The organism is Janthinobacterium sp. GMG2 (genome assembly GCF_033949445.1).
GTDB classification, from domain to species: domain Bacteria; phylum Pseudomonadota; class Gammaproteobacteria; order Burkholderiales; family Burkholderiaceae_D; genus Janthinobacterium; species Janthinobacterium aestuarii.
In genome coordinates this window covers 287924-310661 of the sequence record NZ_JAXAWA010000005.1, presented here as the reverse complement: position 1 = coordinate 310661, position 22738 = coordinate 287924, and the positions used below count along the sequence as shown (strand labels likewise).

The 22738-nt window shown below is 65.3% G+C and carries 26 protein-coding genes; 16 read left to right on the top strand and 10 right to left on the bottom strand.

Annotation, left to right across the window (positions count from 1 at the left end; all coding sequences use genetic code 11):
* Window positions 1-46 precede the first annotated feature (46 nt).
* The 6 genes from SKZ59_RS19920 (at window position 47) to fghA (ending at window position 3888) form a co-directional block, all read left to right on the top strand.
* On the top strand, window positions 47-586 hold the full coding sequence (locus SKZ59_RS19920; RefSeq protein ID WP_319992736.1) for a GNAT family protein: 540 nt from the start codon (window positions 47-49) through the stop codon (window positions 584-586).
* Window positions 587-717: 131 nt separating this feature from the next.
* Window positions 718-969: a hypothetical protein gene (locus SKZ59_RS19915; protein ID WP_034757293.1), complete on the top strand. Its 252-nt coding sequence runs from the start codon at window positions 718-720 to the stop codon at window positions 967-969.
* On the top strand, window positions 966-1208 hold the full coding sequence (locus SKZ59_RS19910; RefSeq protein WP_319992735.1) for a hypothetical protein: 243 nt from the start codon (window positions 966-968) through the stop codon (window positions 1206-1208). Before SKZ59_RS19915 ends, SKZ59_RS19910 begins: the two co-directional genes overlap by 4 nt.
* 172 nt (window positions 1209-1380) lie before the next feature.
* On the top strand, window positions 1381-2052 hold the full coding sequence (gene lepB, locus SKZ59_RS19905; RefSeq protein ID WP_319992734.1) for a signal peptidase I: 672 nt from the start codon (window positions 1381-1383) through the stop codon (window positions 2050-2052).
* Window positions 2053-2101: 49 nt separating this feature from the next.
* Window positions 2102-2965 carry an NAD-dependent protein deacetylase gene (locus tag SKZ59_RS19900; protein WP_319992733.1) on the top strand — a complete coding sequence of 288 codons (864 nt, stop codon included), beginning with the start codon at window positions 2102-2104 and terminating at the stop codon, window positions 2963-2965.
* A gap of 56 nt (window positions 2966-3021) precedes the next feature.
* Window positions 3022-3888 carry an S-formylglutathione hydrolase gene (fghA, locus tag SKZ59_RS19895; protein ID WP_319992732.1) on the top strand — a complete coding sequence of 289 codons (867 nt, stop codon included), beginning with the start codon at window positions 3022-3024 and terminating at the stop codon, window positions 3886-3888.
* Window positions 3889-3958: 70 nt separating this feature from the next.
* Here the strand turns inward: fghA and SKZ59_RS19890 are convergent, their stop codons facing one another.
* The gene (locus SKZ59_RS19890; RefSeq protein ID WP_072454659.1) at window positions 3959-4852 is read right to left on the bottom strand and encodes a LysR family transcriptional regulator; all 894 of its coding nucleotides are present in this window, start codon (window positions 4850-4852) and stop codon (window positions 3959-3961) included.
* Between the two features lie 343 nt (window positions 4853-5195).
* Here SKZ59_RS19890 and SKZ59_RS19885 point away from each other — a divergent pair, with 343 nt between their 5' ends.
* On the top strand, window positions 5196-5615 hold the full coding sequence (locus tag SKZ59_RS19885) for an ester cyclase (RefSeq protein ID WP_072454661.1): 420 nt from the start codon (window positions 5196-5198) through the stop codon (window positions 5613-5615).
* A 26-nt stretch (window positions 5616-5641) separates the two neighbouring features.
* Here the strand turns inward: SKZ59_RS19885 and SKZ59_RS19880 are convergent, their stop codons facing one another.
* From SKZ59_RS19880 to SKZ59_RS19865, 4 genes are all read right to left on the bottom strand, one after another.
* Window positions 5642-6307, bottom strand: a complete 666-nt coding sequence (locus SKZ59_RS19880) for a dienelactone hydrolase family protein (RefSeq protein WP_051991852.1) — start codon at window positions 6305-6307, stop codon at window positions 5642-5644.
* A 150-nt stretch (window positions 6308-6457) separates the two neighbouring features.
* The gene (locus SKZ59_RS19875) at window positions 6458-8776 is read right to left on the bottom strand and encodes a xanthine dehydrogenase family protein molybdopterin-binding subunit (RefSeq protein ID WP_319992731.1); all 2319 of its coding nucleotides are present in this window, start codon (window positions 8774-8776) and stop codon (window positions 6458-6460) included.
* Entirely contained in the window at window positions 8769-9236 is a 468-nt protein-coding gene (locus SKZ59_RS19870; RefSeq protein ID WP_034757277.1) for a (2Fe-2S)-binding protein, read from the bottom strand. The genes SKZ59_RS19875 and SKZ59_RS19870 overlap by 8 nt, the downstream gene beginning before the upstream one ends.
* Before the next feature lie 15 nt (window positions 9237-9251).
* Complete coding sequence (locus tag SKZ59_RS19865; protein WP_319992730.1) at window positions 9252-10550, bottom strand: cytochrome c; 1299 nt, start codon at window positions 10548-10550, stop codon at window positions 9252-9254.
* Window positions 10551-10740: 190 nt separating this feature from the next.
* On the opposite strand from SKZ59_RS19865, the gene SKZ59_RS19860 reads away from it, so the two are divergent.
* The 9 genes from SKZ59_RS19860 to SKZ59_RS19820 all read left to right on the top strand — a co-directional run bounded on the left by SKZ59_RS19860 (window position 10741) and on the right by SKZ59_RS19820 (window position 17581).
* Entirely contained in the window at window positions 10741-12393 is a 1653-nt protein-coding gene (locus SKZ59_RS19860; RefSeq protein WP_128139749.1) for a Na+/H+ antiporter, read from the top strand.
* A gap of 193 nt (window positions 12394-12586) precedes the next feature.
* A complete protein-coding gene (locus SKZ59_RS19855; protein ID WP_319992729.1) occupies window positions 12587-13168 on the top strand; it encodes a YfiR family protein in 582 nt (193 codons plus the stop codon).
* 8 nt (window positions 13169-13176) lie between these two features.
* Window positions 13177-14436: a diguanylate cyclase domain-containing protein gene (locus SKZ59_RS19850; protein WP_319992728.1), complete on the top strand. Its 1260-nt coding sequence runs from the start codon at window positions 13177-13179 to the stop codon at window positions 14434-14436.
* A gap of 16 nt (window positions 14437-14452) precedes the next feature.
* Window positions 14453-14956, top strand: coding sequence for an OmpA family protein (locus SKZ59_RS19845; protein ID WP_070304319.1), 504 nt, complete (start codon window positions 14453-14455; stop codon window positions 14954-14956).
* A gap of 2 nt (window positions 14957-14958) precedes the next feature.
* Window positions 14959-15459, top strand: a complete 501-nt coding sequence (locus SKZ59_RS19840) for a gluconokinase (protein ID WP_319992727.1) — start codon at window positions 14959-14961, stop codon at window positions 15457-15459.
* A gap of 71 nt (window positions 15460-15530) precedes the next feature.
* Window positions 15531-15848 carry a DUF3144 domain-containing protein gene (locus SKZ59_RS19835; protein ID WP_034757267.1) on the top strand — a complete coding sequence of 106 codons (318 nt, stop codon included), beginning with the start codon at window positions 15531-15533 and terminating at the stop codon, window positions 15846-15848.
* Window positions 15848-16762, top strand: a complete 915-nt coding sequence (locus SKZ59_RS19830) for an acyl-CoA desaturase (RefSeq protein ID WP_319992726.1) — start codon at window positions 15848-15850, stop codon at window positions 16760-16762. Before SKZ59_RS19835 ends, SKZ59_RS19830 begins: the two co-directional genes overlap by 1 nt.
* Before the next feature lie 82 nt (window positions 16763-16844).
* Complete coding sequence (locus SKZ59_RS19825; protein WP_319992725.1) at window positions 16845-17240, top strand: helix-turn-helix domain-containing protein; 396 nt, start codon at window positions 16845-16847, stop codon at window positions 17238-17240.
* Window positions 17222-17581: a hypothetical protein gene (locus SKZ59_RS19820; RefSeq protein ID WP_034757252.1), complete on the top strand. Its 360-nt coding sequence runs from the start codon at window positions 17222-17224 to the stop codon at window positions 17579-17581. The genes SKZ59_RS19825 and SKZ59_RS19820 overlap by 19 nt, the downstream gene beginning before the upstream one ends.
* A 4-nt stretch (window positions 17582-17585) precedes the next feature.
* On the opposite strand, the gene SKZ59_RS19815 is transcribed toward SKZ59_RS19820, so the two are convergent.
* The 5 genes from SKZ59_RS19815 to SKZ59_RS19795 form a co-directional block, all read right to left on the bottom strand.
* On the bottom strand, window positions 17586-18125 hold the full coding sequence (locus SKZ59_RS19815; RefSeq protein ID WP_070304316.1) for a gamma carbonic anhydrase family protein: 540 nt from the start codon (window positions 18123-18125) through the stop codon (window positions 17586-17588).
* A 37-nt stretch (window positions 18126-18162) separates the two neighbouring features.
* On the bottom strand, window positions 18163-18894 hold the full coding sequence (locus SKZ59_RS19810; RefSeq protein WP_319992724.1) for a CPBP family intramembrane glutamic endopeptidase: 732 nt from the start codon (window positions 18892-18894) through the stop codon (window positions 18163-18165).
* 84 nt (window positions 18895-18978) lie between these two features.
* Complete coding sequence (locus SKZ59_RS19805) at window positions 18979-20157, bottom strand: benzoate/H(+) symporter BenE family transporter (protein ID WP_413774581.1); 1179 nt, start codon at window positions 20155-20157, stop codon at window positions 18979-18981.
* Between the two features lie 124 nt (window positions 20158-20281).
* Window positions 20282-21751, bottom strand: a complete 1470-nt coding sequence (locus tag SKZ59_RS19800; protein ID WP_319992722.1) for a PLP-dependent aminotransferase family protein — start codon at window positions 21749-21751, stop codon at window positions 20282-20284.
* A complete protein-coding gene (locus tag SKZ59_RS19795; protein ID WP_319992721.1) occupies window positions 21748-22683 on the bottom strand; it encodes a hypothetical protein in 936 nt (311 codons plus the stop codon). Before SKZ59_RS19795 ends, SKZ59_RS19800 begins: the two co-directional genes overlap by 4 nt.
* Window positions 22684-22738: the final 55 nt, after the last annotated feature.

The following is a 22738-nucleotide window of genomic DNA, read 5'->3' as shown; positions in this document are numbered from 1 at the left end:
ATACGCCAGTTGATTATAATGGCGCATCGCTTTCCGACACGCTCCCATGCCAGACCTCGACCGCCTCCAGCTGCATCCACCCTCCAGCGCAGACCTTCCCGCTTTGCTGGCCTTCGAACTGGAAAACCGCGCGTATTTTGAAAACTGGGTCACGGCGCGCGCGCCGTCCTACTACCAGCAGGAAGCCATCGCCGCCGCCATCGAGCAGGCGCAGCGCGAACGCGAGCAAGACCGCGCCTACCAGTACCTGGCCAAGCTGGACGGGCAGATCATCGGCAGGGTCAACCTGACGGGCGTCACGCGCCCCTATTTCAACAAGGCAGCGCTCGGCTACCGCATCGGCGAACGGTTCGGCGGACGCGGCTACGCCACGCGCGTCGTGGCCCTGCTGCTGGACGAAGCGTTTGGCACGCTGAACCTGTGGCGCCTGGAAGCGACGGCACGGCCGCAAAACCTGGGTTCGGTCGCCGTCATGCAGCGCAACGGCTTTCATCAGTATGGCAAGTCGGAACAAGCCATGTTTTTCCAGAATGCTTGGTCGGACTTGCTGTATTTTGAGCGGCGCAACACGCAAGCCATGGCCTGAGATAGCGCATTTTTCCGTCAGCAACGCGACTTTTATCCTATCAGGGGCGACTTTGTGACAACGCAAAGCAGCGCGATATTGGACTGATAACTTCAAGGTGCGGGAATTTTCCCAACCTTGCCAAGTCCAACATGAAATTGCGGCTACGCCTGTTCGAACATGTGCTGCTGGTGCTGGCCTTGGCCGTCGTCATCTTTGCCGCCGCCATCGTGCTGGCGCGCATGACACAGTGGGCGGAAGCGCGGGAGCTGCCCGCCTATCTCGTGCAGGGCATGCATCTGGTCGGCAAGGTGCTGTTTTTCCTGGATGGCTGCATCGTCATCGCCGTCAGCAGCATCCTGGCCGCCCGGCTGTTCCGCATGCTCACCAAGGAGGATTTATGAACGATCTTCACTACCTGCTCACGCTCCGGCATCCGCGCCGCTTCTGGTGCAGCGCCATCGTCATCGCCGTGGCCTCGGCCATTCTGCTGGGCCCTTGGATTGACGGCATGCCATGGCTGGTGGCCATCCCCTTTGTCGGCGGCGGCTTGCTGGTGGCGCTCGGTGAGCTGTGGGACGACATGCACGGCAAGCGCCTGCACAATGGCGACGACACGCAGTCACCGTGCCGGCATCCTTGAAACCGCCATGGTGATGCGTGCACGCAACAGCAGTCACACCATGCCTGCCATTTGCTTGCGCAGTGCGCCTATTTAAGACTGGCTTCAGCCTCGCCGTGCATCGTGAACAGGTCGCCAGCAGCCATGGCGTTTCCCTTCACCATCACGGGCACAGCCCAGCGAAAGAGCCGACATGAGCACATGGATGCGCGCCAACAAAGGTTTTTTGATGTTTCTCCTGCTGTTCGGCGTGTTCCGCACGGCCGTGGCGGACTGGAATCCCATACCGTCGGCATCCATGCGCCCCAACCTGCTCGAGGGTGATGTCGTCTTCGTCAACCGGCTTGCCTTCAACCTGAAAGTGCCGCTCACCGATATCGTGCTGCAACGCCTGGGCGAACCGCAACGGGGCGACATCGCCACCTTTTCCTCGCCGAAAGACGGCACACGATTGATCAAGCGCATCATCGCCCTGCCCGGCGACACGGTGGAAATGCGCAATGAACAGCTGGTCATCAATGGCCAGCCCGCCCAGTACACGGCACTCGATACGGCGCCTGAAACCATCGCCCACGTGGGCCAGCTGACGGCGCAGCGCATCAGCGAACGCAACCAGACGGAACAGCACCGCATCCAGGTCTTGCCGCAAATCGCAGGTGCGGCCCGCAGCTTTGCCCCCGTGACGGTGCCGGCCGACCATTTCCTCATGCTGGGCGATAACCGCGACAACAGCGCCGACTCGCGCTACTTCGGTTTCGTGCCACGCGAATTGCTGATCGGCAAGGCCGAGCGCATCCTCGTCTCGGCCAATATCCAGGAGCATTGGCAGCCGCGGCTGCAGCGTTTCGGCATGAAGCTGGAATAAACATTACCCCTTGCAACGGCGCCGTGCTTTTCGGTTAGCATGGCGCATCATGCAAAACTTTTCCTCAGCCAGCCAGCAGTCCGCCAGCGACAATCGTCCCCTCGAGCAGCTGGCCCAGTTCCTGCAGCGCCATCCCGACGTGTTGCTGCTGACGGGCGCCGGCATCAGTACGGCGTCCGGCATACCGGCCTACCGCGACACGGAAGGCGTGCGGCGCGGCAATGCCCCCGTGCAAGGGCCCGATTTTCGCCGCCAGGAAGCCGTGCGCCGCCGCTACTGGGCGCGCAGCATGGTGGGCTGGCCGACCCTGGCACGCGCCACGCCGAATCCCGGCCACCTGGCCATCGCGCAACTGGCCCAGCGCCAGAGAGTAGGCGGCCTGGTCACGCAAAACGTCGATGGCCTGCATCAGCAAGCCGGCAGCGCCGCCGTCACGGAGTTGCACGGCAGCATACATGGCGTCGTCTGTCTCGATTGCCGGACCCGCCACACGCGCCGCCTGATCCAGGATCAGCTCGAACGCGACAATCCGCAACTGCTGGGCGCCACGGCCACGCCAGCGCCCGATGGCGACGCCTTGCTCGAGCCGTCGCAGCTGGCCACCTTCCACGTGCCTGCCTGTCCCCGCTGCGGCGGCACCCTGCAGCCCGACGTGGTGTTTTTCGGCGATGGCGTGCCCGCCGCCTGTGCGGCCGAGGCCGAAAGCAAGATGCATGCGGCCAGCGCCCTGCTGGTGGTGGGCTCGTCCGTCATGGTGTATTCGAGCTTTCGCCTGTGCCGCATGGCGGCCGAAACGGGCAAGCCCGTGGCCGCCGTCAACATGGGCAAGACGCGCGCCGACCATTTGCTGGCATTCAAGGCCGATGCCCCGGCACAAGACATCTTGCCTGCATTAGCGGCCATGCTGGGCTGATCCCGTGCCGGCCCCGCGCCGCTCTGGCTATACTGTGGCATTAACGAGGAGAATTCATGCTGGAACTGTTGAATGAACACGCCTGTTTTGACGGCGTACAACGCTTTTATCGCCACGACGCGCAAGCCATCGGCTTGCCCATGCGTTTCTCGGCCTTCATTCCCGACACGGCGCCAGGCGCCACGGTCACTACCAGGCGCCCCGCCCTGTTTTATCTGGCGGGCCTGACCTGCACGGAAGAAACGTTCATGATCAAGGGCGGCGCGCAGCGCGTAGCGGCCGAGGAAGGCTTGATCCTGATCGCCCCCGACACGAGTCCCCGTGGCGCGGACATCGCGGGCGAAAGCGACTCCTGGGATTTCGGCGCGGGCGCCGGCTTTTACGTGGACGCCACCGAGGCGCCATGGAGCAGCCACTACCGCATGTACAGCTACCTGCTGGAACTGCGCGCCCTGCTGGAGCAGGAACTGGCGATCGATGCGCAACGCACGGGCATTTTCGGCCATTCGATGGGCGGCCATGGCGCACTGGTGCTGGCCTTGCGCAACCCGGAACTGTTCCGCTCAGTATCCGCCTTCGCCCCCATCGCCGCACCGAGCCAATGTCCATGGGGCAAGAAAGCATTCACGGGCTACCTGGGCGGTGATGCCGCCAGCTGGCAGCAGTACGACGCCAGCGCGCTGATACGCGGCTTGCAGGGCCAGCCTTCGCTGTTCCCCGAAGGCATCTTGATCGACCAGGGCCTGGCCGACAAATTCCTGCCCGAACAACTGCACCCCGACATCTTCGAAGCGGCATGCCGCGACGCCGGCCAGCCATTACGGCTGCGCCGCCATGCCGGCTATGACCACGGCTATTACTTCATCGCCAGCTTCATGGAAGAGCATGTGCGCTTCCATGCGAGGAATCTGCGCGCCATATAGGCGCCAGTGAAACATGTCACAGTGCCAGGACTATGGAAATTTTCGATACGGGCGAGGCGCGTGGAAAAACTCAGTCCTTGCCGCTGCCGAACACGGCGACAGAAAATTCGATGAAGCTGCGCAGCTTCGGTGTCATCTGGCGGTCTGGCGCATACAGCAAGTGCAGAGGCCTGTCAGGGGCCCGGTATTTCGGCAACACGCGCACCAGCCTGCCTGCCGCGATGTCGGCTTCCAGCAATTCCGCCGGCTGCAGCATCACACCCATGCTGGCGCGGGCGGCCATCAGGAGGGCCTCGCCGCTGTCGATCATCAGGCGGCCCGTTACCGGCACCGTCACCGGGCCGTCCGGACCGTCGAAGCTCCAGTGGCTGCGCAACTCCGTGTAGGCAAAGCCCAGGCATTCGTGGCTGGCCAGGTCCATTGGCGAGATGATGGGCGGGTGTGACGCCAGGTAGGCGGGCGAAGCGCAGAGAATCAGCCGGTACGGCGCCAGGCGGCGGGCAATGCGGCTGCTGTCGGCCAGCTCGCCTACCCGGAACACGACGTCCGCCCCCTCCTCGATTGCATCGACATACCGGTTCGTGAGCGACACCTCGACCTGCACATCCGGGTAGGTCGCCATGTATTCGGTCAGGCGTGGCATCAAGGCGTGGATTCCGAAGGTGAGCGGGGCGTTGACGCGCAGGCGGCCGCTGGGACGGGCATGGCTCTCGGCGGCCAATCCCTCCGCAGCGGCCACCTCGGCCAAAATGACTTTCACCTTTTCGTAATAGCTTGCCCCGATTTCCGTTAAATGCTGGCGCCGCGTGGTGCGGTTGAGCAAGCGGATGCCCAAGTGCTGCTCCAAAGTCAGCACATGCTTGCCCACCAGCTGCGGCGACATGCGGAACACGTCGGCGGCAGCGGAAAAGGAGCCCAGCTCGACCGCCTTGGCAAACACGGTCATGCTCAGTAGTCGGTCCATCGCATCCACCCATTACAAACGCCACATTTCAAGTGACCAATTTTAATCGACATTTATCTTCTGGCGTTTATAGTCCAAAGTAGCGGCATTCTCTTTCCCGGGCATAAGCATGCACCGCTTTAATCGCTCCTCCGCAGACGGCCTTGCTTTGCCCTCGTACGCCGCCCCGGCCGGCGCGCCCCGCGCCCACCTGTCGGGCGAGGACGTCGTGTTCACCAATCCGATCGCCGGTCGGCCATCCATTTCAGATCGATCATTTCACCACCAGCGGCAGCATCAAGCCAGGCAGCACAAGTGCATACGCACCTTAAACCACTCATATCGTCGATAAAGGAGTATTACCATGACATCGGAAGCAAACAGGCTCACCATGCAGAAGTTTGTTGAGTTCATCAACACCGCCAGCCAGGCACTGGCTGACGAACTCATCTCGACAGACGCAATCTTTCACGTACCGGGAAGTCCGGAGCCCATGCGAGGGCCGGCTGGATATCTCGCCATCATCGCCATGATGCGTGAAGGCTTCCCCGACATCCAGTGGACCCTGGAAGAAATGGTGGCCGAAGGTGATAAAGTCGCCGCCCGGTTCATTATGCGCGGCACACATCAGGGAACGTTCTTCGGTGTGCCGCCTACCGGGAAGCAGATTGCGGTGCAAGCCATGAACCTCTACCGTCTGTCCGACGGCAAGTTCGTCGAGGAGCGCGGCCAGCCCGACATGCTTGGCTTATTACAGCAAATCGGTGCCGTGCCGTCGCATTGAGCAGCCATAAGTGCTGCTCTGTCCCACTACTGCGCCGTACTGGTATGCCCGTTGAAATGGCGCGTGTACCAGTCCGTGGCCAGCAGCGCCGCCTGGTGGCGCGTGTCGGGGCCGCTGGGCGCGGCGATCTGTTCCAGTTGCTTGTCGCAGCGCAAGGTGGCAAAGGCCATGCGGTTCAGGCCGGCCACGTCGGGGTCGCGTCCGCCCACGATCAGCAGCGACGGCACGCGCACGTTTTCCAGCGCCGCCTTGCCGGCCATTTCCACCTGGCCATCGCAGACGGCGAGCGCGGCGATTTCCGCGCTGCGCCAGGCCGCCAGCTGCATCACGACGGCCGCGCTGGTGCCATAGCCATACAGGCCGCAGGGCAGGCGCCGCGTGGACGGGTCCACTTGCAGCCAGCCCAGGGCTTTTTCCAGCTGGCGCGCCAGCAGCACGATATCGCCGCGCACGAAATACGCGTGGCCATTGCTGCCGCCGCCAGGCTCGATGCCGCCCTGGTCGAAGCGCAGGGTGGCGATGCCCGCTCGCAAAAAATCCTGGGAAGTGGCGTGGCTGGAAGCGCCCAGATAGTCGCTATCGGCGCCCGCGCCGTGGGCAAACAGGACGATGCCCACGGGCCGCTCGGGCATTTCAAGCACGCCGTCCATTTGAAGTTCATCGGCCGTGATGCTGACAAATTGTTCTTGCATGGCTGCCTCCGCTATCGAGCTGAAATCCAGCTGCTGCTAAGCTGATCTAGCCGGGCCGGGCGGTGTCTGCATGCCCTGAGCGGCAAGCCTCAGTGTACCAGCCTGCGCCCGTTCTCGCGCGGCGCACGTCAAATTCGCCACGCGCCCGCATCAGACGGCGCCGTGCCGGTCCAGCCCCTTGAGCACGGCTTCCGGGCGGATCGGCAAGTGCCGCACGCGCGAGGCCACGGCGGCAAAGATGGCGTTGCCGATCGCCGGCGCCACGGCCGTCGTGGGCGGCTCGCCCATGCCCGTCGATGTTTGCGTGCTGGCAATAAATTCAATGTCGAGCTCGGGCACATCGGCCATGCGCAGCGGTGTGTAGGTATTCAGGTTGGTATCCTTCACCTGGCCGTTGAGGAAAGCCGTGCCTTCATGCAAGGCCATGCTCACGCCCCACAGGGCGCCCCCTTCCGCCTGCGCCAGCGCGCCATCGGGATCGACGATGCTGCCCGCGTCGATCACCATGAACAGCTTTTCGACTTTCACCATGCAAGTGCTGCGGTCCACTTTCACTCTGGCAATGCAGGCCGTCCACGTCGGCATGTCGCGTTCCTGGCCGAACGTGGCGGCGATGCCCAGGCCCGTGTCGGGCGGCATGGCCGTACCCCAGCCCGCCTTGTCCGCCACGCGCCGCAGCACGTGGGCCAGGCGCGCGGCGCCGCCGACGGCGTTCGGCGCGCTGCCCGCATTGCGCCCCGTGGCCTGCAACAGCGACAAACGGAACGCCAGCGGATCGACCTTGGCCGCCTGCGCCGCCTCGTCCATGAAACTTTCCACAGCCCAATTCGTCCAGCCGGGCCCCACGGAACGCAGCCAGCCGGGGCGGAAACTGCTGTTGGCCAGGTCGTTCGACACGGCCCGCACGCGCTGCGCGCCCACCGTGTACCAGTGGTCGGCGCCGGCGATGGCGAACGGGTCATACGGATGGCCCTGCTTATCCTTGGCCAGGAAGGTGGGGATCATCGCTTGCGTGGGCCAGCCCGCGCTCGCTTCGTGCACCATCGCCGACACCTTGCCGACGTCGTCGAACGCCATGCGCACGTGCTGCACCGATGGCGAACGGGGCGAATCGAAACGGGCGTCGTCGGCCCGCGTGCAAATCATCTTGACGGGCCGCCCCACGGCTTGCGCCGCCAGCGCGGCCGGCACGCAATAATCGCCATTCAGGCGCCGCCCGAAACCGCCACCGAGCAGATAGGTGTGCAGCATGACATGGCTCTCGGGGACCTTCAACGCCTGCGCCAGCACGGGCAGTATCAACGATTGCCACTGGTTGCCCGCATGAATGTGCCAGACGCCGTCGATTTCCTGCGCCAGGGCATTCACGGGTTCCAGCTGGAAATGCAGCACGGTACTGGTCGTGTAGTGGCGCTCCAGCTGCAGGCTGGCATCGTTGAAAGCTTGCTCCACGCCATCGTCATCGACGACGCGGGCGCCCAGGCTGGCGTCGGCCAGCTGTTTGGTCGCGTAGTTAAAGATATCCTGCTCCGCCACGTGGGCCGCCGCGCCGGCCCGCCATTTCACTTGCACGAGGTCGGCCGCGCGCATGGCGGCCGCATATGTTTCGGCCACCACCATGACCCAGCCAGGCACCGTGCCGCTGGGATCCTGCAAGGCGAACGAACGCAGATAACCCGGCACCTTTTTCGCGGCCGTATCATCGATGGAGACCACTTTCGCGCCGTAGCGGGTCGGCGGGATCTTTGGGCGCGCATACAGCATGCCCTCGACTTCCGCATCGATGCCGTACACGGCCGTGCCATTGATTTTCGCGGGGATGTCGAGCGCTTGCACGTTCTGGCCGACCAGGCTGCGCTGCTGCGGCGTTTTCAGCACGATGGCTTTCAGTTGCTCGGGCGTGTACTGGCGCGCCAGCTTGCCACGGCGCACGATGTCGCCATAGCTGATCGACCGCCCCCGGCCATGCACGACGCCCAGCCTCGCGTGGCAGGCGGACACGGGCACGCGCAGCAGGCGCGCGCCCTCCTCGACCAGCGCGAGGCGCCCGGCCGCGCCGGCACGGCTGAGTGGATCGAAATTCTGCCACACGGACCAGCTGCCGCCCGTCACCATCAAGCCCCATTTCGGGTCCGTGTCCACGTAATGCAAGCGTACTTTGCTCCAGTCCACTTCCAGCTCCTCGGCCACGATGCGCGCCAGGGCCGTGCCGATATGCTGGCCCATTTCCGCCTTGGCGATGTTGACGGTAACGATGCCGTCGCGGCCGATCTCAAACCAGATGCTGGGATCGAACACGGGCGCGGCGCTTTGCTTAGACTGCACGGGCGCCGCCTTGCCTGCGGCCAGGGAGCTGTCGGCGCGCAGGAAGGCCAAGGTAAACCCCGTGCCGGCGGCGGCGATCAGGAAACCGCGCCGGCCCAGCACACTGGGGCGGGCAGCTGAATTTTCTTTCGGCAACTTAAACACCGGGCGCCTCCTGCATGCCGGCCGCCAGTTTGATGGCCTTGCGGATGCGCACATACGCCATGCAGCGGCACAGGTTGCCGCTCATGACGGCGTCGATATTCGCATCGGTCGGCTGCGGATAGTCTTTCAGCAGGGTGGCCGCCTGCATGATCTGGCCCGACTGGCAATAGCCGCACTGGGGCGCCTGCGTGGCGAGCCACGCCCGCTGCAACGGGTGCGTGCCATCGGGCGACAGGCCTTCGATGGTGGTGATGGCGCAGCCGGCCACGGCGGCAATCGGCGTGATGCACGAGCGCATGGCGCGGCCATCCACGTGCACGGTGCAAGCGCCGCACATGCCGATGCCGCAGCCAAACTTCGTGCCTTTTAATTTCACTTCGTCGCGCAGCACCCACAGCAGGGGCGTCTCGGCGTCAACCTCGGTGCCGAAGGGCTGGCCATTCACGGTCATGTTGTACATAGAGTCTTTCAGTAATTACTTGCCAGCGCGGGCGCGTGCCACGGCCGCTTCCAGGTTCGTCCAGGCCGGATGGTGGCTGCGGCTGCGGCGCAGATAGGCGGCCAGCTGGGCCACGTCGTTGTCCGTCAGCGAGGCGGCAAAGCCGGGCATCAGCACGCCGGGCATGGCTTCGTCCTTGCTCAAGCCGTGCAATATCACCTGGATCAGGTTGGCGGGATCGGGCGCGCTGACGGCGCTGTTCAGGCTCAGTTCCGGCCGCAGCGCCGCGGGCTCGCCATCGCTGTTCGAGTGGCACGACGCGCAGGCGGCCACGTACAGGCTGGCGCCACGGTCGTTGTCGACCAGGCTGACGCGCTGCGAGCGGGCAATGCCGGCTTTCACCACGGTATCGGTATCGACCTGGCGTTGCTCCGCCCCGGCCACGCCGGCAAAATACACGGACAAGGCGCGGATATCGCTATCGGGCGAAGCGCCCATGCCTTCGTGCACGACGGACGACATGGGCCCGGCCGCCACGCCGTGCAGGGACGTCGCCCCCGTGCGCAAAAAGGCGTACAGCTCGTCCTGCGTCCACGGCAGCGGGGCCGTGTTGGCGCTGGTCAAGGCCGGCGCATACCAGTGGTCGATGGCCGCGCCCAGATAGGATGAGCCGGCAAGCTCGGCGCCCAGCGCATTGCGCGGCGTGTGGCAGGCGGCACAATGGGCCAGGCCTTCGGCCAGGTAGCGGCCCCGGTTCCAGTCCAGGCCTTGCGCGGGATTGAGTTGATAGCTGGCCGGCTTGAAAAACAGCAGCTTCCAGCCTGCCTGCAGCGGCCGCAAGTTCAACGGGAAAGGCACGCTGTTGGCGGGCGCCACCGCATACACGGGCGGGCGCGTCATGAAATACGCGTACAAGGCCGCCAGGTCCGCATCCGAGACGAGGTTGAAATGGGTGTACGGAAAGACGGGATACAGATGGGCACCGTCGCGGCCCACGCCTTCGCGCATGGCCCGCTGGAAGGCGGCCTGCGACCAGCGGCCGATGCCCGTTTGCCGGTCGGGCGTGATATTCGTCGCATAGATGGTGCCGAACGGCGTGGCCAGGCCGTGGCCGCCCGCGTACTCGGCGCCGCCCTTGGCCGTATGGCAGGCGGCGCAATTGCCCATGCCGGCCAGGATGCGGCCCCGCTCCACCACTTGCGGGGAAAATGCCGTGGCGGCAGGGGGATCGATGGGCGCCAGCGCGGGACGCCAGTAATACAGATACGCGGCCAGGGCCGCCACGATGAGCAATGCCAGCGACAGCAGCAGGCCGGTGAAGATTTTCTTGAGCAAAACAGGAGTCCGGTAAAAGGCCAGGCACGCGCCTGCCGCGCACGGACGGCGGCAGCAGAGCAGATTGTGGCAATGAATGGGAGAATCTTACCGCGATTGTGACTTGTTGTATGTACGCAATGACACGCAGGTGCCGCCTGCAGGCGGGCTGCGCCTTATAATCAGCGTTTCAGCACGCCGCCGCTCCTTCATGCATACCGTTACCATCATCCTCATCCTCGTGTTGACCGTCGTCCTGTGCGGCTTTCTCGCCCGCTCGCGCTGGGTCAAGCTACCGCTGCCCCTGATCCAGATCGCCGGCGGCACGGGATTGGCCGTGTTTGGCGTGCAAGTGCCGCTCGATCCCGATATTTTCTTCCTGCTCTTCATCCCGCCGCTGCTGTTTCTCGATGGCTGGCGCATTCCCAAGGGCGCCTTCTTTTCCGATGCGCGCTCGATCCTGATGCTGGCCATCGGCCTCGTGCTGTTTACCGTGCTGGGCATGGGCTTTTTCATCGACTGGCTGATTCCCAGCGTGCCGCTGGCCGTCGCCTTCGCGCTGGGCGCCATCCTCTCGCCGACGGACCCCGTGGCCGTCTCCGCGATCGCCGCAGGCAATCCGATCCCGCCGCGCCTGATGCACATCCTCGAAGGCGAGTCCCTGCTCAACGACGCGTCGGGCCTCGTCTGCTTCACGTTTGCCGTGGGCGCCATGATGACGGGCGGCTTTTCCATCGGCGCCGCCTCGCTGAGTTTCCTGCAGGAAGCGGGCGGCGGCATCATCATCGGCCTGGCCATCTCCTGGGGCGTGGGCCTGGCGAATAAGTGGCTGGTGAGCAAGGTGGGCGAAGAGCCGGGCCTGCAAATCCTCATCAGCATCCTGATCCCGTTTGCCGCCTACCTGGGCGCCGAGCAAATCCACGGCTCGGGCATCCTGGCCGCCGCCACGGCGGGCGTGTCCATGCATTATGCCGACCTGATCGGCCGCCCGCTGGCCGCCACGCGCACCCAGCGCAAGGCCGTGTGGGATACCGTGCAACTGGTCTTGAATGGCGTGATCTTCGTCATGCTGGGCGCGCAGCTGCCCACCACCGTTGCCGGCTTGCCCGCCGCCTCAGCCGAGATCGGCGCCGGCAGCGCCTGGAAACTGCCGCTGTTCGTCATCGCCATCACGGTGGGACTGACCTTCATGCGCTTCCTCTGGGTCTTCATTTCCATGAAACTGACCCTGTTCAAGCACCACAAGAAGGTGGCCGGCGAACCGAAGGACGCGGCGCTGCTGGCCCGCCCCAGCCTGCGATTGCTGCTGGTGGCGTCGTTCGCGGGCGTGCGCGGCGCGCTGACCCTGGCCGGCATTTTGACCCTGCCCTTGTTCCTGCCCGATGGCACGCGCTTTCCCGCGCGCGACCTCGTCATCTTCCTGGCCATGGGCGTGATTTTGCTGTCGCTGCTGCTGGCCAGCGTCACCCTGCCCCTGCTGACCAAGGGCCTCGTCTTCGCGCCGCCCGCGCGCCGTTCGACGGAAGAGCGCAACGCCCGCGCCGCTGCCGCCGAAGCGGCCATCGCGCGGCTGGAAAAAGTGTGCGAAGGCATCGACAAGAATGACAAGCAGCAAGTCGTCACGGAAGCGGCCAACCGCCTGATCGAAGCCTACCGGCGCCGCCTCGCGTATGGCGAAAGCAGCAACGACGAGGCGATGCGGCTGCAGGAACTGGCCAGGGCCGAGCGCTCGCTGCGCCTGGAAGCGCTCAATGCGGAGCGCGATGAACTGTTCCGCCGCCGCATCTCGGGCGAGCTGGACGATACCATTCACTTGCGCCTGCTGCGCGAAATCGACTTGCTGGAAGCGACACTGGAAGAATAGCAACACTCTGGCCCGCCTAGGCAGTGTTGATAAGTAATTCTCATGGTAAAGAATGCAAGTTTTCACATTCGTGTTTATAATGCAAGGTTTATGGCGTCATGCCGTGATTTACTTTCAACATGGACTTCCGTAGAGTCTGTGTTGCGAAGTAACTATTTGAATAGCCACCGATCTGCATAAAGACACCGACGCCGTGCCCTTCTCCCCTCGCCACCGGCAGCGCCCCGCGCCGCCCGTCCTGCTCGCTGTCGTGCTGCTGGCCTCCCTGCTCGCCTGCGGTGCGCTGGCGCCGTGCGCGGCGTGGGCGCAAACGGGCGCGGCTGCCGACGCCAGGCGTCCCGCCGAAGTGGCGCAGGTCCTGTTCGGCATCATCAGTTATGTGCGCTGGCCCGTGGCGCGCCAGGAAGTGCGCGTCTGCATGCTCGGTGCGCCACGCTACGGCGCGTCCATCGTCGACACGCCCGCTTCCAGCCTGGGCCAGCGCATCCGCGTGAAACTCCCGGCGATGGCCAGCGCGGCCAGCGAATGCGACGTCGTCTACATGGGCAGACTGCACGAGGGCGAACGCGAGCATCTGCTGGCGCAGATCATCGGCAAACCGATTCTATCGGTCGCCGAACCGGGTACTTCCTGCGCCGTGGGCACGATGTTCTGCCTGCGCCTGACCGAGGCGCAGATCGGTTTTGACGTCAACCTCGACGCCATCGCCCGCAGCGGCCTGCGCGTGCATCCGAATGCCTTGCAAATTGCACGTCGCAAGGGACCGCCGCCATGAGCGCCCGCATGAGCAACAAGCACGCCCGCCAGCCCCGCCGCACGCTCGACAGCGTGCTGCGGCGCGCCCACCTGAGCGTGTCGCTGATCGCCGTGCTGGCGGCCGGCCTGACGCTGACTGCCGTGGCGCTGCTGGCCCTGCGCGTGTATTCGGACCAGAACCTGCGCTTGGTGGCCCGTTCGATGAGCTATACGGTGGAAGGGGCCGTCGTCTTTGGCGACTCCATGGCCGCCAGGGAAGCGCTGGCCCTGATCGGCGTCAATGAAGATATCGACCAGGCGCAGGTGAGCGACCAGGACGGCAAGGTGCTGGCCCGCTGGGAACGGGGCGAACACGGCACGCGCTACTACATCGAGCGTGCGCTGACGGGCTGGATGCTGCCCGATTCGCTGACCTTCCCCATCATGCGCAATGAACAGGCCATCGGCAGCATCAAGCTGGTGCCGCACAGCCGCAGCCTGCTGCCCTTCCTGCTCAGCGGCCTCTCCTGCCTGCTCGCCTGCCTGGTGCTGAGCCTGGTCGTCGCCGTGCGCCTGTCGCGCAGCATGGAAACGGAAATCACGTCGCCGCTGCGCCACCTGGCGGAAACGGCGCACCGGGTGCGGCGCGACCGCTCGTTCGAACTGCGCGTGCCGCCGGCCAATATTGCCGAACTGAACCAGATCAATGACGACTTCAACGCCCTGCTCGACGAACTGGAAGCGTGGCAAAGCCATCTGCAGAAGGAACACGCCTCGCTGTCGCACCGCGCCAACCATGACAGCCTGACGGGCCTGTCGAACCGCGCCTTCATGGAAGCGGAACTGGAACGCGCCATCCTCGACGCGCGGGTCGGCAATGGCAAGGTGGCCGTGCTGTTCCTCGACAGCGACCGCTTCAAGTACATCAACGACACCTTCGGCCATGCCTCGGGCGACCGCGTGCTGGTGACGATCGCCGCGCGCATCAAGCAGCAATTGCGCGAAGGCGACCTGGTGGCGCGCCTGGGCGGCGACGAATTCGCCATCGTGCTCAAGCCGCTGCGCAACAGCAGCGACGCCATGCACATTGCCGACAACATCATCGCCGCCATGGCGCAAGCCATTGAACTGCCCACCGGCAACAGCATCGTCAGCTCGCTGACCATCGGCGTGGCCGTCTTTCCCGATCACGCCATCGACGCCATCTCGCTGGTCGGCGCGGCGGACGAAGCCATGTACCGCGCCAAGCAGGCGCAGCGCGGCACGCGCCAGGTGGCGCGCCTGCCGCAACCCCATACTCACCCCTGAACCAAGGAGCAACACCATGCAATTCATCTACACCCAATTACGCCGCGGCTTACTCGGCTTGTTCATGCTGGGCCTGCTGGCCGCCTGCCAGAGCACGCCAGAAATCAAACCGCTGTTCAATGCCGAGCAAGTGGCCACCTTGAAGGAACAAGGCTTCAACCAGACGGACGAAGGCTGGGAACTGAGCTTTACCGACAAGCTGCTGTTCGAGTTCGACGCCGCCAAGCTGATCGCACCCAGCCGGGGCGCCATCCAGAAAATCAGCGCCGCCCTGCTGAAAGTGGGCATTACCCACATGCGCGTGGAAGGCCATACGGATAACGAAGGCACGGAAGCGTACAACAACAAGCTGTCGCTGGCGCGCGCCAACGTGGTGGCCGACGCCATGAGCGCATCGGGCATTCCGCGCGAGAACATCACCGTCAAGGGCCTGGGCATGAGCAAACCCGTGGCCTCGAACGCCAGCAAGACGGGCAAGGCGGAAAACCGCCGCGTCACCGTCATCGTTTCGGCGCCTTGACCATGGGCGTGCCCGCCGTGCGCTGGGTCGTGATGGGCGTATCCGGCTGCGGCAAGAGCGCCGTCGGCAGCCTGCTGGCCGGCGCCTTGCACGTGCCTTACGTGGAAGGCGACGAGGTGCACTCCCCGGAAAACGTGGCCAAGATGGCGGCCGGCATACCCCTCGACGATGCCGACCGGGCCGGCTGGCTGGCCGCCCTGCGCGAGCGCATCGCCATGGCCCGCGCGCAAGGCAGCGGCCTCGTCGTCTCGTGCTCGGCCCTGAAGCGCGCCTACCGCGACGTGCTGCGCGAGGGCGACCCGGCCCTGCGCTTTATCCACCTCGATGGCCCGCGCGCCGTGCTGGAAAGCCGCTTGCAGCGCCCCGGCCATTTCATGCCGGCCAGCCTGCTCGACAGCCAGCTGGCCACCTTGCAGCCATTGCAGCCGGACGAGGCCGGCATGGTGCTCGACATCCGCCAGCCGCTGCCCGTTTTGCTGGAACAAATCCTGCAGGTGCCCTGACGGGCGGCCGCGCGGCTGGACAGCCCGCGGCCCCCTGTGTAGACTGGCGCGCACTTTCATGAGGGATTTCTATGAGCACACCAACGACAAAACCAGCACCGGGCCCGGAATTCTGGGAACGCGCCGACCAGGTCATCGCCCTGGCCAATGAGCAATGCATGCACAGCGGCGGCAATGAAGTAGCCACCTCGCTGCTGTACGCGGCCGCCCGCTTCAACGCCTTCCTCGTCGCCAGCAAGAGCAACGACGTGGCCAAGATGCAGGAAGAAAAGGAAGGCGCCGTGGCCTTCTTCACGGAACAGTACAAGCGCATGCTGACCGACAACTTCAACGACTACATCACCAACTTCGACAAGTACACGCAACCATCGTCGGCCCCCAAGGCCTGATGACGGCGGCCAGCCTGGATCGCCACCGCGCCCGCGCCACCCACGCCGATAGCGTGCTGCACGGCACGGTGCGTTTTGCGCCTTTGCCATCGCTATGGCTGACGGCCATGCTGGCCGGCGCCGTGACGGGCGCCCTGCGCTACTTCAGCTGGACCGGTCTGCTGCTGTTTGCGGCCGGCACGGCCATCGTCCTGCTGTTCGGCCACTCGCTGGGCAGCCACCGCAAGCTGATCCACGACAGCTTTGAATGCCCGCAATGGCTGGAATACCTGCTGGTGTACCTGGGCGTGCTGGTGGGCCTCAGCGGTCCGCTGGGCCTGCTGCGCCAGCACGAACTGCGCGACTATGCGCAGCGCCTGCCCGATTGCCACCCCTATTTGCGCCACGGCGCCGGTTTCTGGCGCGATGCCTGGTGGCAATTGTTCTGCCGCCTCGACCTCGACCACCCGCCGCACATCGCCATCGAGCCGCGCATCGCGCACGACCGCTTTTACCGTTTTCTGGAAAGAAGCTGGATGCTGCAGCAACTGCCATGGGCCCTGCTGTTCTTTGTCTGGGGCGGCTGGGGCCTGGTCTGCTGGGGCGTCTGCGCGCGGGTCAGCGCCGGCGTGCTCGGCCATTGGTTGATCGGCTACTTCGCCCACAACCATGGCCAGATGCACTTCCACGTCGACGGCGCCGCCGTGCAGGGCCGCAATATCCGCCTGACGTCGCTGCTGACCATGGGCGAATGCTGGCACAACAACCATCACGCGTATCCGGGCTCGGCCAGACTGGGCCTGCTGCCGGGAGAATGGGACCCGGGCTGGTGGATGCTGCTGCTGTTGCGGCGCCTGGGGCTCGTCTCCGTCCTGCGCCTACCGCAAGACCTGGCGCCGCGGCCGGAACTGCGCGAAACCGCTGGCCGCAGATAGTTATTGACCAATCGTTCACCAATGCATATAGTGGTGCCAGAAACAGGGCATCCCGCCCCGTCGTACCCATCGCCTACCTACCATGGCCAGACCGCGCAATTTTGACGAAGCCACCGTCACCAGCCAGGCCGCCGCCGTCTTTGGCAGCCTGGGCTACAACGCCGCGTCGGTCGATGACCTGGTCAAGGCGACGGGTTTGCTGCGCGGCAGCCTGTACAAGGCTTTCGGCTCCAAACGCCATCTGTTTGAGCGCGTGCTGACACAAGCACTGCAGCCTGGCTGGCCGGCGCGGGAAGAAGCGGTCGATTTGCTGATCATCGCCTTGAAGGAACTGGCGCCCTCTGACGCCGCCATCACGGCGCTGTGCCGTGCCGCCGTACTGGACACGGGTACCGATACGTCCCGCCTGCTGGGCGAACGCCTGTTAAGCCATCTGGATCAACCAACGAAGGAGACACCATGCCTAGCCTCGAATTGAACGACGATGCACTGACCATCCGCCTGGCCCTATGGGAAAAACTGGCGTCCTTTCAGGGCAACCTGTGCATTCCCCTGCAGCATGTGCGTGGAGCCACCGACGATGACGGTTTCCGCGGCGCGGCCCTTGGCTTGCGCGCACCGGGCACCAACCTGCCGGGAGTCATTTCGGCAGGCACTTATCACAAGGGCGGCGACCGCCAGTTCGTCTTCATGACGCGCGGCATGCAGCCACTGGTCATCGAATTGCAAGGCGAAAAATGGGCGCGCCTGGTGCTGGGCGTGCCTGATGCACGCGCCATGGCGGCGCGCATCAATGCACTGGCCATGGCGCCAGGCTGAAGCATCAGCCCGGTTCGCCAAGCAGGTAGTTGTTTTTCACGCGCACATAGTGCTCGGCCGAATAGCGCAGGTAGGCGATTTCCGCTTCCGTCAGCGCGCGTACCTTGGCGGCGGGGCGGCCCACGTACAGGTGCCCGCTTTCCAGCACCTTGCCCGGTGACACCAGGCTGCCCGCCCCCAGCATCACGTGCTTTTCCACCACCACGTCATCCATGACGATGCTGCCCATGCCGATCAAACACTCGTCGCCAATCGTGCAGCCGTGCAAGATGACGGAGTGGCCGATGGTCACGTATTTGCCGATGGTCAACGGTGACCCGTCGGGCTTGGCCGCGTTCCTGTGCGATACGTGACCCATGGAAAAGTCCTGGATATTGCTGCCTTCACCGATGACGATGCGGTTGACGTCGCCGCGCAGCACGCTGTTGCACCAGATCGAGCAGTCGTCGCCGATCTGCACGTCGCCAATCACTTGCGCCGTGTCATGCAGGTAGACGCGCTCGCCCACGACGGGGCGGGTATTCAGGTAGGAACTGACAGGCATCGCTTTCTCACTCTTCATTAAATTGAAACAACAGGATTCACACCCAGCCGGCGGCCAGCGCAAAAATCGCCAGGCCATGGGCCAGGGACGCGCCCAACAAGCCGGCACGGCAATATACCAGCCCCGCCACCACGCCTTCGATCACGGTGAAGACGACGATGGGCGCACCCACCTGCGTGACGGTGGTGGCAAGGAAGGCGTGGCACAGGCCAAACAGCAGGCCCGACACCAGCGCCGCGCGCCAGGCCGGCAGCCAGGCGCGCAATTGCTGCTGCAGCAAGCCGCGAAACAGCAATTCCTCATAACAGTTGGCCGCCAGCGCAAAGCCCAGCAGCAAGGGTAGCAGCGATAACGCGACGGGCGGCAGGGAAGGCAAGCCGAACAACGCTTTCAAACCCGTCGCCAGCGCGATGATCAGTGCCGCGCCCGCCACGCCCAGCAGCACGGACAGGACCGGGCGCATGCCGAACCAGCGGATCTGGCGGCGCGCCTCGTTTTCCAGCCAGCACGTGCTGGCCACCAGCCCCAGCGACATGGCGCCCAGCACCAGCAAGACCAGCGGCGGCGCAGTGAAGCGCAAACCGCCCGCCGCCACTTGCCAGTAGCCGTGCGCCGTCATCGCGTCGCGCGCCAGCACGAAAAACACGATGTGCACGAGCACGCGCAGCAGCGGCACGGTCCGGGGAACGGCCAGCAGCAAGGCGGCGCAGACGAGGAAGGCGGGCGTGATCGCCAGCAGATACTGCGCCAGGAAAGTCAGATCGGCCATCGCTCACATCGGGAAAAGACGGTGCCAACGGGCACGGGCGCAGCAATTGTATGCGGCGGCTGGCAAAATGGGCAAATATCCAGGCTATGCCGCCTTGCGTCCCCAATGCATCAGCCCGTGCGCCGCCAGTCCCGCCGCCAGCCCCCACAGGGCGCCGCCCACGCCCAGCAGGGTCACGTTCGCAGCCGTGGCCAGGAATGTGATCAAGGCCGTTTCGCGCATGCGCACGTCCGCCATCGCCTGCGCCAGGCTGTTGCCGATGGCGCCCAGCAAGGCCAGGCCCGCCAGCGCCGTGATGAAGGGGCGCGGCAAGACCATGAACAGGCTGGCCAGGGTGACGCCGAAGATACCCACGAGGATATACAGCACGCCGCACGCCAGCCCCGCGACATAGCGCTTCGACGGGTCCGCATGCGCATCCTTGCCCGTGCAGATGGCGGCCGTGATGGCGGCGACGTTGAAGGCGTGCGCGCCGAACGGCGCCATGAGCAGCGAACAGAGCCCCGTCACCGTCAGAATGGGATTCGCGCTGACCTGGTAGCCGTCGTTGCGCAGCACCAGCATGCCGGGCATGTATTGCCCCGTCAGGGTGATCAGGAACAGGGGCAGCGCCACGCCCAGCAGGGACGCCACGGAAAAACGCGGCATCTCGAACACGGGCGCGGCCAGGGCCAGTTCGATGCCTTGCGCATCGATGCGCCCCTGCGCCAGCAGCAGGGCCAGGCCGATCAGCATGATGCCCACCACGGCAAAGCGTGCCGTAAAGCGGCGCAGCACGGCGTACGACAGCAGCAATACCACCACCAGCACAGGATCGGCGCTGGCGCCGCCAAACGCGTTCACGCCGAACTGCAGCAGGATGCCGGCCAGCAAGCCGGCGGCGATGCCGCCAGGAATCAGCCGCACGAGGCGTTCGAAGGCGCCGGACATGCCCAGCAGAATGAAGGCGATAGCGGACACGATATAGGCGCCGATCACCTCGGCATACGGCGTGTGCGGCATCACGGTGGCCAGAAAAGCCACACCGGGCGTGGACCAGGCCGTGATGATGGGCGCGCGGTAACGGTAGCTGAGCCAGATGCCCGTCACGCCCACGCCGATGCTCAGCGACCAGACCCAGGACGCCGTCTGCGCGGCGCTCAGCTGGGCCAGCTGGGCCGCCTGGAACACCAGCACGAAGGTGCCGCCATAGTTGACGAGGACGGAAATGAAGGCGGCCATGGCGGGGGACGCCAGGTCGCGCCAGCGCGCCCGGTCGGCCATGGCGGCGGTTGTAGTGGTTGTTGTCATGTATATGCCTCTGCCATTAAAAGCGAGCATATTAATGGCCGTATGGACTGCTGAAGCATGCCAATTCAAGAACATACAGCAGACCACTTTGACAGCATCAACCGAGCGCGCGGGCCAGGCGGACGATGCCGCTGTCGATCTCGTGCGGGGTCAAGGCCGCAAAGCCCAGCAGCCAGCCGCCGCGCGCCGGCGGCGTCGCGTACAAGCGGCTCAGGCCCGGCAGCACGATGCCCGCCTGCGCCGCCAGGCGTATCGTTTCCAGCTCCACCCTGCCCTCGTGCAGCAGACACGGCATCTGCAAGCCGCCCGGCGGCAGCTGCGCCGTGACCACGTGCGGCAGGTGCCGCTGCACGGCCTGCGCCATGGCATCGCGGCGCACGGCGTAGACCTTGCGCATGGCGCGCACATGGGCCGCGAAATGGCCATCGGCGATGAAACGGGCCAGTGTCAGCTGGTCCAGTTGCGGCGTGTGGCCATCGAGGATGCTGCGCGCATGGGTCATCGCTTGCACCAGCGCGGGCGGCAGCACCATGTAACCGATGCGCAGCCCCGGATACAGCGACTTGGCGAAGGTGCCCAGGTAAATCGTGCGCTGCTGCGTGTCGAGCCCCTGCACGCACGCCGTCGGCAAGCCCGCGTAGTGGAACTGGCTGTCGTAATCATCCTCGATGATCCAGCCCTGGCGCTCGGCCGCCCAGGCAGTCAGGGCCAGGCGGCGCTCGAGCGCCAGGGTGGCGCCCGTCGGGTATTGATGCGACGGCGTGACGTACACCGTGTTGGCGCCGCTGCGGTCCGCCCGCAGATGTTTGATGGACAAGCCATGCGCATCGACGGGCACGGGCACGACGCGCAGCTGCGCCATCTCGAACGCCTTGCGCGCGCCGAAATAGCCGGGGTCTTCCATCAGGATGGGGCCATGCGCATCGACCAGCACCTGCGCGCACAGGTACAGCGCCTGGCGCGTGCTGCTCAGCACCAGCACCTGGCTGGCCGTGGCCCGCGCGCCCCGCTCCAGGTTCACATAGTCGGCGATGGCCTGGCGCAAAGGCTCGGCACCTTGCGGGTCGCCGTGCAGCAGCACATGGTGTTCGCTGGCCGCCTGGCGCCGCAAGCGCTCCCACACGTCAAGCGGAAAAGCCCGCGTTTCCGGCAAGCCCGTGGCAAACGCCTTCACGCTTTGCTGGTCAAGCACGCCGCCGCTGGCGAGAATCTGCGCGCCGCGCGCGCTGAGCGCCACCGGCTGCGCCGGCATGGACAGCGGCTCCACCGCCGGCTTGCCCAGCAAGTTCGCCCCTATCGTCGGCGAGACGAAACTGCCCGATCCCGCCTGGCGCTGGATATAACCGTCCAGGCGCAGCTGCGCGTACGCCATTTCCACCGTATCGCGCGACACGCCCAGCGACTGCGCCAGCGCGCGCGTGGCCGGCAGGCGCAGGCCCGGCGCCAGCACGCCATCGAGTATCAGCTGGCGCAGCGCGCGCTGCACGCGCACGCGCAAATCGAGCGCCGCCAGTTCGGGCGCGGCGATGCGGATTTTCAGGGTATCGAGTTCGAACTGCGGCGTCATGTGGCCTTGGCGCGGACGGCATCCACGGCAGCCATGCTGCTGGCCAGCGAAAAACCGTGCTGCTGCAGCACGGCCACCAGCTGTTCGCCGGCGCAGCCCAAGCGCAGGTTTTCCGCCACCCAGTCTTGCCAGGCGGCGCCGATCTCCGGCATGGACTCGGGCGCCAACGTGAGGCCGAGTATGCATTTGGCCAGCAAGCCATTGATACGCTTCGTGTCGATCAGATGCTGCACGACCGCGTGGCCCGACTGGGGAAACGGGTGCAGGGTGCATTGACCATAGGCGGCCAGGCGCTGCGCGTGCATGGCGTCGAGGTTGACCGATTCGCTGGCGCTGGCGCCTGGATTGGCCGCGTCAGGCCGCGTGCCGAACACCAGGTGCAGCTGCGTATGCTCGGTTGCCCTGGCGCGGCACAGGGCAGCCAGGTCGTAGTAGCCGGAGGCTGGCGGGTCTTGCGCCAGCGACTCCATCACGGGCAGCCAGCGCAGCTCATGGTACAAGCGCGCCTGCTGCACGTCGAGGAAGGACAGCGGCCCGAAGGCGACGATCTGCTGCGCGTCCAGCAGCAAGCCATACATGACGGCCGCGTACGCACCCATGGACTGGCCGACGGTCGTGACCTGGCTGGGCGCGATGCGGCGCACGAGTTCGCGCAAGGCTTGCGCCGTCTCGTCGACATGGTTGCCCAGGCCTGCGATGCGGCGGTGGTACCAGGCATTGCCCGAATCGCGCACGAGGATTTTGTTCAGCGGCTGCCCGCTGGCCTGCTCCAGCTTTCTCAGGCGCCCGTAAAAATCGAAGGCGGGACGCGTGGTCCACGAAACAAAGCCGAAGGCGACGACCAGCGGCGCGCCGGGCACGATGCGGTCGACCAGCACGTCGTCGTCAGTGGTGGCCACCAGTCGATTATCCAGCGCTTGCGCTTGCAGCATCGGCCCGGCTCCCCGATCAACGTTAAAGAAAGCATGAGTTTAATGCCAGGACTGG